General features: G+C 52.2%; 15 protein-coding genes. 14 read left to right on the forward strand and 1 reads right to left on the reverse strand.

Annotated features, from left to right (window positions below; translation table 11 throughout):
- Positions 1–31 precede the first annotated feature (31 nt).
- Positions 32–1,615, reverse strand: a complete 1,584-nt coding sequence (locus tag OGY10_RS03265; protein ID WP_032943936.1) for a TerC family protein — start codon at positions 1,613–1,615, stop codon at positions 32–34.
- Between the two features lie 655 nt (positions 1,616–2,270).
- On the opposite strand from OGY10_RS03265, the gene OGY10_RS03270 reads away from it, so the two are divergent.
- The 14 genes from OGY10_RS03270 to cpsB all read left to right on the forward strand — a co-directional run bounded on the left by OGY10_RS03270 (position 2,271) and on the right by cpsB (position 16,407).
- A complete protein-coding gene (locus OGY10_RS03270; protein ID WP_286576238.1) occupies positions 2,271–3,410 on the forward strand; it encodes a polysaccharide export protein in 1,140 nt (379 codons plus the stop codon).
- A gap of 5 nt (positions 3,411–3,415) precedes the next feature.
- The gene (wzb, locus tag OGY10_RS03275) at positions 3,416–3,865 is read left to right on the forward strand and encodes a low molecular weight protein-tyrosine-phosphatase Wzb (RefSeq protein WP_032949610.1); all 450 of its coding nucleotides are present in this window, start codon (positions 3,416–3,418) and stop codon (positions 3,863–3,865) included.
- Positions 3,862–6,024, forward strand: coding sequence for a tyrosine-protein kinase Wzc (gene wzc / locus OGY10_RS03280; RefSeq protein WP_100272152.1), 2,163 nt, complete (start codon positions 3,862–3,864; stop codon positions 6,022–6,024). The genes wzb and wzc overlap by 4 nt, the downstream gene beginning before the upstream one ends.
- Before the next feature lie 72 nt (positions 6,025–6,096).
- Positions 6,097–6,939: a colanic acid biosynthesis glycosyltransferase WcaA gene (gene wcaA, locus OGY10_RS03285; protein WP_008785202.1), complete on the forward strand. Its 843-nt coding sequence runs from the start codon at positions 6,097–6,099 to the stop codon at positions 6,937–6,939.
- A gap of 2 nt (positions 6,940–6,941) precedes the next feature.
- Positions 6,942–7,430 (forward strand): colanic acid biosynthesis acetyltransferase WcaB, encoded by a 489-nt coding sequence (gene wcaB, locus OGY10_RS03290; RefSeq protein ID WP_032943932.1) that lies wholly within the window; start codon positions 6,942–6,944, stop codon positions 7,428–7,430.
- Positions 7,427–8,644: a colanic acid biosynthesis glycosyltransferase WcaC gene (wcaC, locus tag OGY10_RS03295; protein WP_286576241.1), complete on the forward strand. Its 1,218-nt coding sequence runs from the start codon at positions 7,427–7,429 to the stop codon at positions 8,642–8,644. The genes wcaB and wcaC overlap by 4 nt, the downstream gene beginning before the upstream one ends.
- Positions 8,619–9,836, forward strand: coding sequence for a colanic acid polymerase WcaD (wcaD, locus tag OGY10_RS03300; RefSeq protein WP_020996654.1), 1,218 nt, complete (start codon positions 8,619–8,621; stop codon positions 9,834–9,836). The genes wcaC and wcaD overlap by 26 nt, the downstream gene beginning before the upstream one ends.
- A 5-nt stretch (positions 9,837–9,841) precedes the next feature.
- Positions 9,842–10,588, forward strand: coding sequence for a colanic acid biosynthesis glycosyltransferase WcaE (gene wcaE / locus OGY10_RS03305; RefSeq protein ID WP_008785198.1), 747 nt, complete (start codon positions 9,842–9,844; stop codon positions 10,586–10,588).
- Positions 10,589–10,597: 9 nt separating this feature from the next.
- The gene (gene wcaF / locus OGY10_RS03310) at positions 10,598–11,152 is read left to right on the forward strand and encodes a colanic acid biosynthesis acetyltransferase WcaF (protein WP_048235022.1); all 555 of its coding nucleotides are present in this window, start codon (positions 10,598–10,600) and stop codon (positions 11,150–11,152) included.
- 24 nt (positions 11,153–11,176) lie between these two features.
- Complete coding sequence (gmd, locus tag OGY10_RS03315) at positions 11,177–12,298, forward strand: GDP-mannose 4,6-dehydratase (protein WP_111465368.1); 1,122 nt, start codon at positions 11,177–11,179, stop codon at positions 12,296–12,298.
- A gap of 2 nt (positions 12,299–12,300) precedes the next feature.
- Positions 12,301–13,266 (forward strand): GDP-L-fucose synthase, encoded by a 966-nt coding sequence (gene fcl, locus OGY10_RS03320; RefSeq protein ID WP_286576245.1) that lies wholly within the window; start codon positions 12,301–12,303, stop codon positions 13,264–13,266.
- A gap of 2 nt (positions 13,267–13,268) precedes the next feature.
- Positions 13,269–13,748: a GDP-mannose mannosyl hydrolase gene (locus OGY10_RS03325; protein ID WP_286576246.1), complete on the forward strand. Its 480-nt coding sequence runs from the start codon at positions 13,269–13,271 to the stop codon at positions 13,746–13,748.
- Positions 13,745–14,971, forward strand: coding sequence for a colanic acid biosynthesis fucosyltransferase WcaI (gene wcaI / locus OGY10_RS03330; protein ID WP_213752598.1), 1,227 nt, complete (start codon positions 13,745–13,747; stop codon positions 14,969–14,971). The genes OGY10_RS03325 and wcaI overlap by 4 nt, the downstream gene beginning before the upstream one ends.
- Positions 14,971–16,407 (forward strand): mannose-1-phosphate guanyltransferase, encoded by a 1,437-nt coding sequence (gene cpsB, locus OGY10_RS03335; RefSeq protein ID WP_286576249.1) that lies wholly within the window; start codon positions 14,971–14,973, stop codon positions 16,405–16,407. Before wcaI ends, cpsB begins: the two co-directional genes overlap by 1 nt.
- The last annotated feature ends 84 nt before the right edge of the window (positions 16,408–16,491 follow it).

The raw sequence follows: 16,491 nt of genomic DNA on the forward strand, positions 1-16,491 counted from the left end.
ATGGTGGCTAATGCCCCATCCGGCTCGTGACTTACACCTCGTAATCCATCTCTTCTTCACTGTGTAGCGGTATCAGCTGGACCTTTTGCACGCGATGATTTTCCACCTGCAGGGTTTTTAGCCGATAGTCGCCAACCTGGACTTCCTCCCCGGTTTTCGGGATGCGCTGCAAATACTCCATTAACAGTCCGGCAATGGTGTGATACTCACGCTTATCGTCTAACGGGATAGGCACGTACTGCACCAGGTCTTCCAGTGGCATATGTCCGTTAGCGGTCCACGAACCATCGGCGTTTTTCTGAATATCATGACGGGCGTCGATTTCCTCTACCTCGTTTGGCAGATTGCCGGCGATGGTTTCCATCACATCACTCAGCGTCACAATCCCTTCGACGGAACCAAATTCATCGGCTACAAACGCGAAATGCGTGCGGGCATTACGGAACTGCTCAAGCGCCGGAAGCAGCGGCAAGGTCTCCGGGAACACCAGCGGCTGGCGAATCAAGACGCGCAGGTCGAGCGGTTCGCCGCGCAGAGACTGTTGCAGTAAATCGATGACATGCACCACGCCCAGCAGCTCCTCCTGCTCGTCTTCGCCAGTGACCACCAGACGCGTATGCTGGTTTTTTTCCAGTAAGGCGCGGATTTCTGCTTCGGGCGCATTGAGGTCGATATGTTCAATATCATGGCGCGAGGTCATGATACTGCTGACGGTACGCTGATTGAAGTTCAGCACACGTTCAATCATCCGCCGCTCCTGAGGCGCAAAAATCTGACCTTCATGATGATCCGCCAGCATCGCCGCGGTTTCGGCATCCAGTTCGGCATCTTCTTTTTGCCCGCTCAGCAGCCGCATTACCGCCTCGGCGGTGCGCTGGCGCAGAGTATGGTTGGCTGAGAGGAAGCGACGACGGTTAAAGATAGCCAACTGGTTCAATGCTTCGATCATGACCGAGAAGCCGATGGCTGCGTACAGGTAACCTTTCGGGATATGGAAACCAAACCCTTCGGCCACCAGACTGAAACCAATCATCAGCAGGAAGCTCAGACACAGAATAACAATAGTTGGATGGCTGTTAACAAAGCGCGTCAGCGACTTGCTGGCCAGCAACATCAGGCTGATGGCAATAATGACTGCCGCCATCATCACCGCCAGGTGATCGACCATGCCAACAGCGGTAATGACGGAATCCAGAGAGAAGATGGCGTCAAGCACCACGATCTGCGCGACCACACCCCAGAACTTAGCGCCTTTACGCTGGGTGGGGTTATCGCTGTCTTTCCCTTCCAGCCGTTCGTTGAGCTCCATAGTGGCTTTAAACAGCAGGAAGAAACCACCGAACAGCATGATCAGATCGCGGGCGCTGAAGCTGAGATCGCGAATGCTGAACAGCGGCGTGGTCAGCGTTACCAGCCAGGATATTGATGCCAGCAGCAGCAGGCGCATAACCATCGCCAGCAGTAGCCCGGTAATACGCGCCTTATCCCGCTGGGCAGGAGGTAGTTTCTCCGCGAGGATGGCAATAAAAACAAGATTATCAATGCCAAGAACAAGTTCGATCACGATTAACGTGACCAGTCCGGCCCAGATTGACGGATCGGCAATCCATTCCATAGTAAATGCTATACCCATAGTTGTATGACAATTGTCACAATTCGATCATGGGTAAAACTGGCGAAAAATGCAATGGCGAGAAGGGATTTCTCTGTCGGTTATATCAGAACTGATGCAGGATAATAGCCTTAATGTAACTACAGGAAATGATTTTATTAATCTAAATATATTTAGGAAATATCGCAGGTGGAATATTTCTATATCAATATTGTCAATATCAATAAAATCCTAAAAATATATAAAACCGACGCTTAATATTAATCTTAAAAGCCAGGTATCGGCGGTTTGTTATCTTGCCTGATATTCGCATAGCTGCAACAATTCTTGCGGTAATAATCAAAAGATAAATATTTCCTCATCAATCAGTGGCGCCATTCCCGATGCGTTAACGCTGTAAATGTGATGAAAATAAAGGAGAAGATAAAAATTTAAATTAATCAGTGCATTGGTAGCTAGTGAAGCCAGGGGCGGTAGCGTGTCTGGTCGCCTGAAACAAGCCTAAATTATTCTGTCAAGAGACCGCAGATGAATTCATTTTTTTTAGGACTGATGCCAGTTAAATTCCATTTCAATTAACGGCAAGGTAAATACGTACAGGCGAAGTCGCTATTTAGATTGCATGTGATAAATACTCTGCCAAAGTGATAAATAATCAATGATGAAATCCAAACTTAAATTGATGCCAGTATTGGTATCGGTGATCTTGATAAACGGTTGTACCGTGCTTCCGGGCAGCAATATGTCTACGATGGGCAAAGATGTGATTAAACAGCAGGACGCTGATTTTGATATCGATCGCATGGTGAATGTTTATCCACTCACGCCACGGCTGGTCGAACAATTACGTCCTCGACCAAATGTTGCCCAGCCTAATATGTCGCTGGACCAGGAGATTTCCGGATATCAGTACCGGGTCGGCCCGGGGGATGTCCTGAATGTGACCGTCTGGGACCATCCTGAACTCACCACGCCGGCCGGGCAGTACCGTAGCTCAAGCGATACCGGCAACTGGGTGCAGCCTGATGGCACCATGTTTTACCCCTACATCGGCAAAGTCAGCGTGGTGGGAAAAACGTTGGCAGAGATTCGTAGTGATATTACCGGGCGCTTAGCGAAGTACATTGCTGACCCGCAGGTGGACGTTAATATCGCCGCTTTCCGCTCGCAGAAGGCCTATGTCTCCGGGCAGGTGAACAAAACCGGCCAGCAGGCCATCACCAACGTGCCGCTTACCGTTCTCGATGCCATTAACGCCGCTGGCGGTCTCACCGAGGCAGCAGATTGGCGCAACGTTGTGCTGACTCATAAAGGGCAGGAGCAACGTATTTCACTGCAAGCGCTGATGCAAAATGGCGACCTGAGCCAGAACCGGCTGCTCTATCCTGGCGACATTCTGTTTGTTCCGCGTAATGACGATCTGAAAGTCTTCGTAATGGGAGAAGTGAAAAAACAGAGCACCCTCAAAATGGACTTCAGCGGCATGACGCTTACCGAAGCGCTGGGCAATGCCGAAGGTATTGACCTGACTACCTCCAATGCCAGCGGCATTTTCGTTATTCGACCATTGAAAGGCGAGGGCGGGAACAACGGCAAGATCGCCAATATCTATCAGCTTGATATGTCCGATGCGACGTCGCTGGTGATGGCAACATCATTCCGACTCCAGCCATACGATGTGGTGTACGTCACTACCGCGCCGGTTGCTCGCTGGAACCGTTTGATCAATCAGTTGCTGCCGACTATTAGCGGTGTTCGCTATATGACGGACACGGCCAGCGACCTTCACAACTGGTAATCATCATGTTTAACAAAATCTTAGTTGTCTGTGTGGGGAACATTTGTCGTTCCCCGACGGCAGAGCGCTTATTAAGGCAATTTCATCCGGCGTTAACGGTCTCTTCAGCCGGTCTTGGGGCGCTGGTGGGGAAAGGCGCGGATCCGTGTGCTATTAGCGTGGCACAGGCGCACAACCTGTCACTGGATAATCATTGTGCCCGGCAGATCTCGGGACGAATGTGCCGGGAGTATGACCTGATCCTGACCATGGAGAAGCGCCATATCTCTGCCCTGTGTGAAATGGTACCGGAGATGCGTGGCAAAGTGATGCTTTTTGGGCACTGGGACAGCGAGCGCGAAATTCCCGATCCGTATCGTAAAAGCCGTGATGCGTTTGACGCGGTGTACGCATTACTTGAACGGTCTGCCCGCCAATGGGCTCAGGCACTGAACGCAGAGCAGGGAAAACAATGACAGAAAAAGTTAAACAGTCTGCTGCGCCGGTAACCGGCAATGATGAAATCGATATTGGTCGTCTGGTCGCAACGGTGGTGGAAGCCCGCTGGTGGGTACTTGGCATTACCGCGGCTTTTGCATTGTGCGCCGCGGTCTACACGCTGTTCGCCACACCCATCTACAGTGCGGACGCGCTGGTGCAAATTGAGCAAAATACCGGAAATTCACTGGTGCAGGATATTGGCTCGGCGTTGTCGAACAAACCGCCGGCCTCGGAAGCGGAAATTCAGCTCATCCAGTCGCGTCTGGTATTAGGGAAAACGGTAGACGATCTTAACCTCGATATCGCCGTTACCAAAGATACATTCCCTATTTTTGGCGCGGGCTGGGACCGGCTGATGGGCCGCCAGAACGAAACGGTTAATGTGACCACCTTCACGCTGCCAAAGGCAATGAATGAACAGACCTTCACGCTCAATGTTCTGAATGACACAAGCTATCAACTGGTGAGTGACGGGGGTTTTAGCGCCCGGGGGCAAGTCGGCAAAGTGTTGGAACACGATGGCGTGACGATGCTGGTTGAGGCGATTCATGCCAGCCCGGAGAGCCAATTTACCGTCAGCAAATTCTCCACGCTGGGCATGATAAACACCCTGCAAAATAATCTGATGGTGGCGGAAACAGGCAAAGACACCGGCGTATTGAGCCTGACCTTTACCGGTGAAGACCGCGAGCAAATCCGCCAGATCCTCGACAGTATTACCCGCAACTATCTGCAACAAAACGTGGAACGTAAATCTGAAGAGGCCGCCAAAAGTCTGGCGTTTCTGGCAAAGCAACTGCCTGAGGTGCGTAATCGGCTGGACGTTGCTGAAAACAAGCTGAACGCCTTTCGTCAGGATAAAGACTCCGTGGATTTGCCGCTGGAAGCCAAAGCGGTGCTGGATTCGATGGTGAATATCGATGCGCAACTGAATGAACTGACCTTCAAAGAAGCGGAGATTTCCAAGCTGTTCACCAAAGCGCATCCGGCGTACCGCACGCTGCTGGAAAAACGCCAGGCGCTGGAAGATGAGAAAAGTAAGCTGAACGGGCGCGTAACGGCGATGCCGAAAACGCAGCAGGAAATTGTTCGTCTGACGCGTGATGTGGAGTCCGGTCAGCAGGTCTATATGCAGTTGCTGAACAAGCAACAGGAACTGAAGATTACCGAGGCCAGTACGGTTGGCGATGTGCGCATTGTCGATCCCGCGATTGCCCAGCCTGGCGTGCTGAAGCCGAAAACGGCGCTGATTATTCTCGGCAGTATCATTCTCGGTTTGATGCTTTCGGTGGTGGGCGTACTGCTGCGTTCTCTGTTTAATCGCGGTATTGAAAGCCCGCAGGCGCTGGAAGAGCATGGTATCAGCGTGTATGCCAGTATTCCGCTGTCCGAATGGCAAAAAGCACGTGATAACGTTCAGACCATTAAAGGTGTGAAACGCTACAAGCAAAGCCAGCTGTTGGCCGTGGGTAATCCAACCGATCTCGCCATAGAAGCGGTCCGTAGCCTGCGTACCAGCCTGCACTTTGCCATGATGCAGGCGCGTAACAACGTATTGATGCTGACCGGCGTCAGCCCGTCGATTGGCAAAACGTTTGTCTGCGCCAACCTGGCGGCAGTCATCAGCCAGACCAACAAACGCGTGCTGTTGATCGACTGCGATATGCGCAAAGGCTATACCCACGAACTGCTGGGGACCAATAACGTCAACGGCCTGTCTGAGATCCTGATTGGCAAGGGGGATATCTCATCCAGCGCCAAACCGACATCGATTCCGCATTTTGATCTGATCCCTCGTGGTCAAATCCCTCCCAATCCTTCCGAGCTGTTGATGAGCGAACGTTTCGGCGAACTGATTGCCTGGGCCAGCTCGCACTATGACCTGGTGTTGATTGACACCCCACCAATTCTGGCGGTGACCGACGCGGCCATCGTGGGGCGTCACGTCGGCACCACGCTGATGGTGGCGCGTTATGCGGTCAACACGCTGAAAGAGGTGGAAACCAGCCTGAGTCGCTTCGAGCAAAACGGCATTCAGGTGAAAGGGGTGATCCTCAACTCGATCTTCCGCCGTGCCAGCGGGTATCAGGATTACGGCTACTACGAATACGAATACACGTCGGATGCGAAATAAATCACCAACCCTGCCGGATGCGGCGAAAACGCCTTATCCGGCCTACAAAAGCGTATCTATCCGGAAACGAAAATGACGACAGAAAACCCGCTAATTTCAATTTATATGCCAACCTGGAACCGCCAGCAGCTGGCCATTCGGGCGATTAAATCGGTGTTGCGCCAGGACTACCCTCACTGGGAGATGATCATTGTGGATGATTGCTCTTCCTCATATGAGCAGTTGCAGCAGTTTGTTGAGGAACTCAACGATCCGCGCGTGTCGTATACGCATAATTCCACCAACTCCGGGGCCTGCGCGGTGCGTAATCAGGCCATTATGCTGGCCAACGGGCAATATATTACGGGGATTGATGATGATGATGAATGGACGCCGAACCGCCTGAGCGTGTTCCTGCAGTATCGGCATCAACTGGTCACACGGGCGTTTCTGTATGCCAATGACTATGTCTGTGAGGGCGAAGTGTATTCGCAGCCGACCAGTCTGCCGCTCTATCCGAAGTCCGTTTATTCACGCCGCAGGTTTTATAAGCGCAACATCATTGGTAATCAGGTATTTACCTGGGCATGGCGGTTTAAAGCATGCCTGTTCGATACCACGCTGAAAGCGGCGCAGGATTACGACATCTTCCTGCGCATGGTGGTGGCGTATGGCAAACCGTGGAAGGTCAAAGAGGCGACGCAGATCCTGCATGTGAATCACGGCGAGATGCGTATTACCTCATCGCCGAATAAATTCTCCGGTTACTTTCAGTTTTACCGCAAGCACAAAGGCAAATTTGACCGGGCCAGCAAGAAATATCAGCTGTTTACCCTCTATCAGATCCGCAACAAACGGATGAACTGGCGCACGCTGCTGACGCTGCTTTCTGTTCGCAACAGTAAGCGTCTGGCCGACGGACTGCGAGGACGCTAAGTATGCTGGAAGATTTACGCGCGAACGGCTGGAGTCTGCGCCCCTGCTGCATGGTGGCGGCCTATCGGATTGCCCATTTTTGCTCCGTCTGGCGTAAAAAAAACATCATAAACAACCTGTGGGCTGCCCCGGTACTGGTGATGTACCGCCTTATCACCGAATGCCTGTTTGGCTATGAAATTCAGGCTGCTGCATCAATCGGTCGTCGTTTCACCATCCATCATGGCTATGGGGTGGTTATCAATAAACACGTGGTGGCGGGGGATGATTTTACCCTACGCCACGGCGTTACTATCGGCAATCTTGGTGCCAACGATCCATCCTGTCCGGTCATCGGTAACGGCGTTGAGTTGGGGGCCAATGTCACTCTGCTCGGCGACGTTGCTATTGGCGATAACGTGACGATTGGCGCCGGGAGCGTTGTGGTGGATAGCGTTCCGGACAATACGCTGGTCGTGGGCGAGAAGGCACGGGTGAAGGTAATAAAATGAAGATATTACAGTTTAATGTGCGACTCGCAGAAGGTGGGGCGGCAGGCGTGGCGTTAGATTTGCATCTTCGCGCGCTGGAAAAAGGGCTGTCGTCGCGGTTTGTGTACGGCTATGGCAAAGGTGGCAAGAAAAGCGCCAGCCACAGGGATTATCCGCATGTTATCAAACATACGCCGCGTCTGACATCGGTGGCGAATATTGCGCTATTTCGTTTCGCGAACCGCGACATGTTTGGCAATCTCAACAAGTTATACCGTGAAGTTACCTGCACCAGCGGCCCACTGGTACTGCATTTTCATGTGTTGCACAGCTACTGGTTGAACCTGGAAGAGGTGGTGACCTTTTGCCAAAAAGTGAAGGCGCATAAATCGGATATCACCTTCGTCTGGACGCTGCACGATCACTGGAGCGTGACCGGGCGCTGTGCCTTTACTGATGGCTGCGAAGGCTGGAAAACGGGCTGCCAGAAATGCCCAACGCTCAGCAACTATCCGCCGGTAAAAATCGATAAAGCCCATCAGCAGTTGCCCGGCAAGCGGCAGATGTTTCGCGCCATGCTGGCGCTGGGCTGCCAGTTTATCTCACCCAGTCAGCATGTGGCCGAGGCATTCAACAGCCTGTATGGCGTGGGACGATGTCACATTATTAACAACGGTATTGATGTGGCAACTGAAGCCATTCTTGCCGAACTACCCGCGATGCCTGCGGAGAGCGGTCGGCCGAAAATTGCCGTGGTAGCTCATGACCTGCGCTATGACGGCAAAACTAGTCAACAACTGGTGCGAGCGATTAGCGCGCTTGGGGACAAAATTGAGCTGCATACCTTCGGCAAATTTTCGCCATTTGCGGGAGATAACGTCATCAACCACGGTTTTGAGAGCGATAAGCGCACGTTGATGAGTGCGCTTAACCAGATGGATGGACTGGTGTTCAGCTCCCGTGTCGATAACTACCCGCTGATTCTGTGTGAAGCGCTTTCCATCGGCGTACCGGTAATTGCCACGCACAGCGATGCCGCGCAGGAAGTGCTGGCTAAATCAGGCGGCAAAACGTTCAGCGAAGCGGACGTAATGCAACTGGTGCAACTGAAAAAATCAGACATTGCGCAGGCGGTATTTGACACGTCCCTTACCGCGTTCAGTCAGCGCAGTCGGGTGGCATACAGTGGGCAACAGATGCTGGAGGAATATGTCTCGTTCTATCAGAATCTGTAGCTATCTGGTGCTACCGCTGCTTTATCTGCTGGTTAACGTCAAACTTGCCCAGCTTGGCGAGAGCTTCCCGATAACCATCGTCACGTTCTTGCCCGTTCTGTTGTTGCTGTTTGTCGAGCGCATCAATATCAAAAAATTAATGATCGCGCTGGGGGTAGGGGGCGGGCTGACGGCGTTTAACTACCTGTTCGGCCAATCACTGGATGCCAGCAAGTACGTAACGTCAGCGATGCTGTTTGTTTATACCGTGGTGATCATTGGCATGGTGTGGAGTATTCGCTTCAAAACCATTTCACCGCATAACTACATTAAGATTTTGCGTTTTTTCTGGCTGGTGGTGGGACTGGTGGTGGGGTTAGCTGCGGTTGAAATGGCACAGATAATTCTCAGCGGCGGCAGCAGTTTAATGGAAGTTATTTCGAAATATCTTATTTACAGTAACAGCTATGTTCTGAACTTTATTAAGTTTGGTGGGAAACGTACCACTGCGCTCTATTTCGAACCGGCATTCTTCGCTCTGGCGTTAATCTCAATTTGGCTCAGCATCAAACAGTTTGGTATCAAAACACCTAAGTCCGATGCTATGATTCTGGCAGGGATAATATTATCAGGATCTTTTTCAGGGGTGATGACGTTTATTTTGTTTTATCTCCTGGAGTGGGCGTTCCAGTACCTGAATAAGGATGCGATAAAAAAGAAGCTACCGCTGGCGATAATCTCATTAAGCGTGTTTTTAGTTGGGGTGATATTTGCTTTTCCGTACATCGCAACGCGGCTTGGTGATTTAGGAACTGAAGGTTCGTCATCGTATTATCGTATCGTAGGACCATTGGTGATGGTCGGTTATTCATTACTGAATGTTGATGGCGTAGTGAGATTTGGCTCACTTTATGAATACGTTGCGTCATTCGGAATTTTTAACGGTGCAGATGTCGGTAAAACAATAGACAATGGTTTGTATCTGCTGATTATTTATTTTTCATGGTTCGCGGTGATATTAGCCCTATGGTACATGGGGAAGGTCATGAAAATGATGATCAATGCGTTTGGCGATAATCAGAATTATCGGGTGCAGCTTTATCTTTTTACACCGTTGTCACTGTTTTTTACAGGTTCAGTATTTAGTCCGGAATACGCATTTTTAATTGTGTGTCCGTTTATATTGCGCAAGGCGCTGAATATCGCGAGGTAACTCACATGCTGCTCAGTATCATTACCGTCGCCTTTCGCAATCTGGAAGGGATCGTCAAAACTCACGCATCGCTGGCACATCTGGCGCAAGCGGGTGATATCAGTTTTGAGTGGATTGTTGTTGATGGCGGCTCCTCGGATGGTACGTCGGCGTTTCTTGAAGGGCTCAGTGGGGAACACCGGTTACGGTTTGTCAGCGAGCCGGATAACGGCATCTATGATGCGATGAACAAAGGCATCGCGATGGCGCGCGGACGGTTTGCACTGTTCCTCAACTCCGGGGATATTCTGCATGCGGATGCGGCACATTTTATCCGCCAGCTAAAAATGCAGAGCGACCAAACCATGGTCATTGGCGATGCGTTGCTGGATTTCGGCAATGGCAACAAAATTAAGCGCCGGGCAAAACCGGGTTGGTATATTTATCACAGCCTGCCCGCCAGTCATCAGGCGATATTCTTTCCGCTCTCAGGGCTGAATGTCTGGCATTATGATTTGCAATATAAAATATCGTCTGATTACGCGTTGGCAGCCCAATTATACAAGTCCGGTTACGCTTTTAAAAAGCTGAGCGGGTTGGTGTCGGAGTTTTCCATGGGCGGAGTGTCAACGACGAATAATCTGGAATTGTGTCGGGATGCCAAAAAAGTACAGCGCCAGATATTACACATGCCAGGTTTTTGGACCGGTTTGTCAGAATATTTACGTCTGCGCACAACCGGTAAAACAAAAACCTTATATGGAAAAACGTAAGGGCATATTATGCAGGACTTAAGCGGATTTAAAGTGCCTGGAGGTTTTCGCGGCGGTGGTGCTATTAAAGTGCAATTATGGTGGGCGGTACAAGCAACATTATTTCGCTGGTCACCGCAGGTTATGTATCGCTGGCGTGCATTTTTATTACGAATGTTTGGCGCAAAAATAGGAAAAAACGTAGTCATTCGGCCTTCAGTAAAAATTACTTATCCGTGGAAATTAACCCTGGGAGATTATGCCTGGGTGGGTGACGACGCGGTTTTATATACGTTAGGTGATATTACGATTGGCGCCCATGCGGTTATTTCGCAAAAAAGTTATTTATGCACCGGGAGTCATGATTATGCCAGTCAACATTTTGATATTAACGCCACGCCGATTGTGGTTGGCGCTAAATGCTGGTTGGCGACAGATGTCTTTGTCGCGCCTGGCGTGACGATTGGCGATGGCACCGTCGTTGGAGCACGAAGCAGCGTATTTAAATCGCTGCCAGCAAATGTCATTTGTCGGGGAAATCCCGCAGTAGTCACGCGCGAACGCGTCGAGAAAGTTACTCCCTGAGGGGATCACTGAAGAGGTTATAACATGTCAAAAGTCGCTCTCATTACTGGCGTAACCGGGCAGGATGGTTCTTACCTGGCAGAACTCCTGCTGGAAAAAGGGTACGAAGTACACGGTATTAAGCGTCGCGCTTCATCATTCAACACCGAACGTGTGGACCACATCTACCAGGATCCGCATTCAGGCAATCCCAAATTTCATCTGCACTATGGTGATTTGACGGATTCATCCAACCTGACCCGTATTTTAAAAGAGGTCCAACCGGATGAGGTCTATAACCTGGGTGCCATGAGCCATGTCGCGGTGTCGTTTGATTCACCGGAATACACCGCAGACGTTGATGCAATCGGTACGTTGCGTTTGCTGGAGGCTATCCGCTTCCTCGGTCTGGAAAAGAAAACCCGTTTCTATCAGGCCTCCACCTCAGAACTCTACGGTCTGGTACAGGAAATTCCACAGAAAGAGACCACGCCGTTCTATCCGCGTTCACCGTATGCGGTAGCTAAGCTCTACGCCTACTGGATTACCGTTAACTACCGTGAATCTTACGGTATGTATGCCTGTAACGGCATTCTGTTCAACCACGAATCTCCGCGCCGCGGCGAAACCTTTGTCACTCGCAAAATTACCCGGGCGATCGCCAACATCGCTCAGGGGCTGGAGTCTTGCCTGTACCTGGGCAACATGGATTCACTGCGCGACTGGGGGCATGCCAAAGATTACGTCAGGATGCAGTGGATGATGCTGCAGCAGGATAAGCCGGAAGATTTCGTGATTGCCACCGGCGTGCAGTATTCCGTGCGCCAGTTCGTGGAAATGGCGGCCGCTCAGTTGGGGATTAAATTGCGCTTTGAAGGCGAGGGCGTGAATGAGAAAGGCATCGTGGTTTCTGTGACCGGACACGATGCGCCGGGGGTGAAACCCGGGGATGTCATGATTGCCGTTGACCCGCGCTACTTCCGTCCGGCTGAGGTGGAAACGCTGCTGGGCGACCCGGCCAAAGCACATGAAAAACTGGGCTGGAAACCGGAAATCACACTGCGCCAGATGATCTCGGAAATGGTTGCCAACGATCTTGATGCGGCGAAGAAACATTCCCTGCTCAAGTCGCACGGTTACGAGGTCGCCATCGCGCTGGAGTACTGAGGATGAAGACACAACGTATTTTTGTGGCGGGCCATCGCGGGATGGTGGGGGCCGCCATCGTCAGACAACTGGCGCAGCGAGATAACGTAGAACTGGTGCTGCGTACTCGCGACCAGCTTAATCTGCTGGACGCCGGTGCGGTGCAGGCGTTCTTTGCCGCTGAAAGTATTGACCAGGTTTATCTGGCGGCGGCAAAAGTGGGAGGGATTGTGGCGAACAATACTTATCCTGCTGATTTTATTTATGAAAATATGATGATTGAGAGCAACATTATTCATGCGGCGCATCTGCATAACGTGAATAAACTGTTGTTCCTCGGGTCATCCTGTATTTATCCCAAGCAAGCCACCCAGCCAATCGCCGAAAGTGAACTGTTGCAGGGGGCACTTGAACCGACCAATGAGCCGTATGCGATTGCCAAAATTGCCGGTATCAAGCTGTGCGAATCGTATAACCGACAGTATGGCCGCGATTATCGCTCGGTGATGCCGACCAATCTGTACGGACCGCATGACAACTTTCATCCGAGTAATTCGCATGTGATCCCGGCGCTGCTGCGCCGCTTTCATGAGGCTCGCGAGCAAAATACGCCGGATGTGGTGGTGTGGGGAAGCGGGACGCCAATGCGTGAATTTCTGCATGTCGACGATATGGCGGCGGCCAGTATCCACGTGATGGAGCTGGCTCAGGAAGTGTTGCAGGAATATACCCAACCAATGCTGTCGCATATCAACGTGGGCACCGGTGTGGACTGCACCATCCGTGAACTGGCCCAGACTATCGCGCAGGCCGTGGGTTACAAGGGGCGCGTGGTGTTTGACGCCAGCAAACCGGACGGCACGCCGCGCAAATTGCTCGATGTTACGCGTCTGCATCAGTTGGGCTGGTATCACGAGATATCTCTGGAAGCGGGGCTTGCCAGTACATATCAGTGGTTCCTTGAAAACCAGCAGCGTTACCGGGGGTAAGCATGTTTTTACGTCATGAGGATTTTGCCACCGTTGTACGTTCAACTCCGCTGATTTCCATCGATTTGATCGTGGAAAACGCCCACGGCGAATTTCTGCTTGGCAAGCGCCTCAATCGTCCGGCGCAGGGGTACTGGTTCGTGCCCGGCGGTCGGGTGCAAAAAGATGAACCGCTGCGCGCGGCCTTTGAGCGGCTGACCGACGCTGAGCTGGGGTTACGTTTACCGCTGTCCGCTGCAGAGTTTTACGGGGTCTGGCAGCACTTCTATGACGACAACTTTTCCGGGGAAGATTTCTCAACGCATTACATCGTGCTGGGATTTCGTCTGCGGGTGTCGGAAAACGACCTGCAACTGCCTGACGTTCAACATGACGCGTACCGCTGGCTGGCAATTGAAGAGATCCTGGCCAGTGACCACGTGCACGACAACAGCCGGGCTTACTTCTGTGAGAAGAGTCAGGCCGGAGTACCCGGGCTATGAAGATCCTTGTGTATGGCATCAACTATTCGCCGGAGTTGACCGGTATCGGTAAATACACCGGTGAAATGGTGGAGTGGATGGCGCAACAGGGGCATGACGTACGGGTGATAACTGCGCCGCCTTATTATCCGCAGTGGAAGGTCAACGGTCGCTATTCATCCTGGCGCTACCGTCGTGAAGAAGGCGATGCCATCGTCTGGCGTTGCCCGCTGTATGTGCCTGAGCAGCCTTCTACGCTCAAGCGCCTGCTGCATTTAGGTAGTTTCGCCCTGAGCAGTTTCTTCCCGTTGCTGGCGCAGCGCCGCTGGAAGCCGGATCGCATCATTGGGGTAGTGCCAACGCTGTTTTGTACGCCGGGCATGCGTCTGCTGGCGAAGCTGTCCGGGGCGCGCACGCTGCTGCATATTCAGGATTACGAAGTCGATGCCATGCTGGGGCTTGGCATGGCGGGCAAAGGCAAGCGTGGCGCGGTGGCAAAACTGGCCAGCGCCTTTGAGCGCAGTGGGCTGTTGAATATGGATCATATTTCGACCATTTCTCGCTCAATGATGAATAAAGCGCAGGAGAAGGGCGTTGATGCACAGAAGGTCATTTTCTTTCCGAACTGGTCAGAAGTAGCGCGTTTTCGTGACGTGAACGATGCCGATGCTCTGGCGTTGCGCCAGCAACTGGGCTTGCCTGATGATAAAAAAATCATTCTCTACTCAGGCAATATCGGTGAAAAGCAAGGGCTGGAGAGTGTGATCGACGCAGCGGCCCTGTTGAGCGAACAGCCCTGGCTGTTTGTGATTGTCGGGCAGGGCGGGGGTAAAGCGCGGCTGGAGAGTATGTCTGGCGAACGCGGCCTGAACAATGTGATCTTCTTTCCGCTGCAATCTTATGACGCGCTGCCTGCGCTGCTCAAGATGGCGGACTGCCATCTGGTGGTACAAAAGCGCGGTGCGGCGGATGCCGTATTGCCCTCCAAACTGACCAATATCCTCGCCGTTGGCGGTAACGCGGTGATTACCGCCGAACCTGAGACCGAGTTGGGTCAGCTGTGTGACGCTCACCCAGGCATCGCGGTGTGTGTCGAGCCTGAATCAGTGAATGCGCTGGTTGGCGGGATTCAACAGGCGCTAACCATGCCAAAAGTTAACACGGTGGCACGTGAGTATGCCGAACGCACGCTGGATAAAGAAAACGTGCTGAGCCAATTTATTGCAGATATTCGGGGTACATGATGAGTCAAAACAAACTCTTTCCGGTGGTGATGGCCGGTGGCTCGGGTAGCCGTTTATGGCCACTGTCCCGCGTGCTGTATCCAAAGCAGTTCCTGTGTCTGAAAGGCGATCTCACCATGCTGCAGACAACGATCTGTCGTCTGAACGGCGTGGAGTGTGAAAGCCCGGTGGTTATCTGTAATGAACAACACCGTTTCATTGTGGCGGAACAGCTACGGCAACTGCACAAGCTGACTGAGAATATTATTCTCGAACCCGCCGGACGTAACACGGCACCGGCGATAGCGCTGGCCGCGCTGGCGGCAAAACGTCAAAGTCCGGGGGAAGATCCGCTGCTGTTGGTATTGGCGGCCGATCACATGATTGCCGATGAAGAGGCATTTCGAGAGGCGGTTCGCAATGCAATGCCGTATGCCAGCGCGGGTAAGCTGGTGACGTTTGGTATCGTGCCGGACCAGCCGGAGACCGGCTACGGCTATATACGTCGCGGCGAGGTTTCGCCGACCAATACCGACGCCGTGGCTTTTGAGGTGGCGCAGTTTGTTGAAAAGCCCAATCTGGAAACTGCGCAGGCTTACGTGGCGAGCGGCGACTACTACTGGAACAGCGGCATGTTTCTGTTCCGGGCTGGGCGCTATCTGGAAGAACTGAAAAAATATCGCTCCGACATTCTTGAGGCCTGCGAAAACGCCATGAGTACGGTTGATCCCGATCTCGATTTTATCCGCGTTGATGAACAGGCGTTTCTCGCCTGCCCGGAAGAGTCTGTGGACTATGCGGTAATGGAATGTACGGCCGATGCGGTGGTGATGCCCATGAACGCAGGCTGGAGCGATGTTGGCTCCTGGTCATCGCTGTGGGAAATCAGCGCCCATACCGCTGAAGGTAATGTGCATCATGGTGACGTCATTAGCCATAAAACGGAAAATAGCTACGTGTATGCCGAGTCTGGCCTGGTGACGACCGTCGGGGTGAAGGATCTGGTGGTGGTGCAGACCAAAGATGCGGTGCTGATCGCCGATCGCAACGCGGTGCAGGACGTCAAAAAAGTGGTGGAGCAAATTAAAGCTGACGGACGACATGAACACCATATTCACCGTGAAGTTTACCGTCCATGGGGCAAGTACGACTCTATTGATGCCGGAGACCGTTACCAGGTGAAGCGGATTACCGTTAAACCCGGTGAGGGATTGTCCGTGCAGATGCATCATCACCGGGCTGAACACTGGGTTGTGGTGGCTGGTACCGCGAAGGTGACAATCAATGACGACATCAAACTGCTCGCTGAAAACGAGTCTGTCTATATTCCGCTGGGGGCGACCCATTGTCTGGAGAACCCGGGGAAAATCCCGCTCGATCTGATTGAAGTGCGCTCCGGATCTTACCTCGATGAGGATGATGTGGTGCGGTTTGCGGACAGATACGGGCGTACCTGATGTCGGATGCGCTGCGCTTATCCAGCCTACAGCACCGTAGGCTCGATAAGCGAAGCGCGCCGGGAAATGCATTTAACACTCATT

Origin of the sequence: Citrobacter sp. Cpo148, assembly GCF_030332375.1 — a bacterium.
GTDB lineage: Bacteria > Pseudomonadota > Gammaproteobacteria > Enterobacterales > Enterobacteriaceae > Citrobacter > Citrobacter portucalensis.

Coding starts and splice junctions, on each gene's coding strand:
- OGY10_RS03265 (WP_032943936.1), bottom strand. CDS start 1,615: ATGGAATGGATTGCCGATCCGTCAATCTGGGCCGGACTGGTCACGTTA.
- OGY10_RS03270 (WP_286576238.1), top strand. CDS start 2,271: ATGATGAAATCCAAACTTAAATTGATGCCAGTATTGGTATCGGTGATC.
- wzb (WP_032949610.1), top strand. CDS start 3,416: ATGTTTAACAAAATCTTAGTTGTCTGTGTGGGGAACATTTGTCGTTCC.
- wzc (WP_100272152.1), top strand. CDS start 3,862: ATGACAGAAAAAGTTAAACAGTCTGCTGCGCCGGTAACCGGCAATGAT.
- wcaA (WP_008785202.1), top strand. CDS start 6,097: ATGACGACAGAAAACCCGCTAATTTCAATTTATATGCCAACCTGGAAC.
- wcaB (WP_032943932.1), top strand. CDS start 6,942: ATGCTGGAAGATTTACGCGCGAACGGCTGGAGTCTGCGCCCCTGCTGC.
- wcaC (WP_286576241.1), top strand. CDS start 7,427: ATGAAGATATTACAGTTTAATGTGCGACTCGCAGAAGGTGGGGCGGCA.
- wcaD (WP_020996654.1), top strand. CDS start 8,619: ATGTCTCGTTCTATCAGAATCTGTAGCTATCTGGTGCTACCGCTGCTT.
- wcaE (WP_008785198.1), top strand. CDS start 9,842: ATGCTGCTCAGTATCATTACCGTCGCCTTTCGCAATCTGGAAGGGATC.
- wcaF (WP_048235022.1), top strand. CDS start 10,598: ATGCAGGACTTAAGCGGATTTAAAGTGCCTGGAGGTTTTCGCGGCGGT.
- gmd (WP_111465368.1), top strand. CDS start 11,177: ATGTCAAAAGTCGCTCTCATTACTGGCGTAACCGGGCAGGATGGTTCT.
- fcl (WP_286576245.1), top strand. CDS start 12,301: ATGAAGACACAACGTATTTTTGTGGCGGGCCATCGCGGGATGGTGGGG.
- OGY10_RS03325 (WP_286576246.1), top strand. CDS start 13,269: ATGTTTTTACGTCATGAGGATTTTGCCACCGTTGTACGTTCAACTCCG.
- wcaI (WP_213752598.1), top strand. CDS start 13,745: ATGAAGATCCTTGTGTATGGCATCAACTATTCGCCGGAGTTGACCGGT.
- cpsB (WP_286576249.1), top strand. CDS start 14,971: ATGAGTCAAAACAAACTCTTTCCGGTGGTGATGGCCGGTGGCTCGGGT.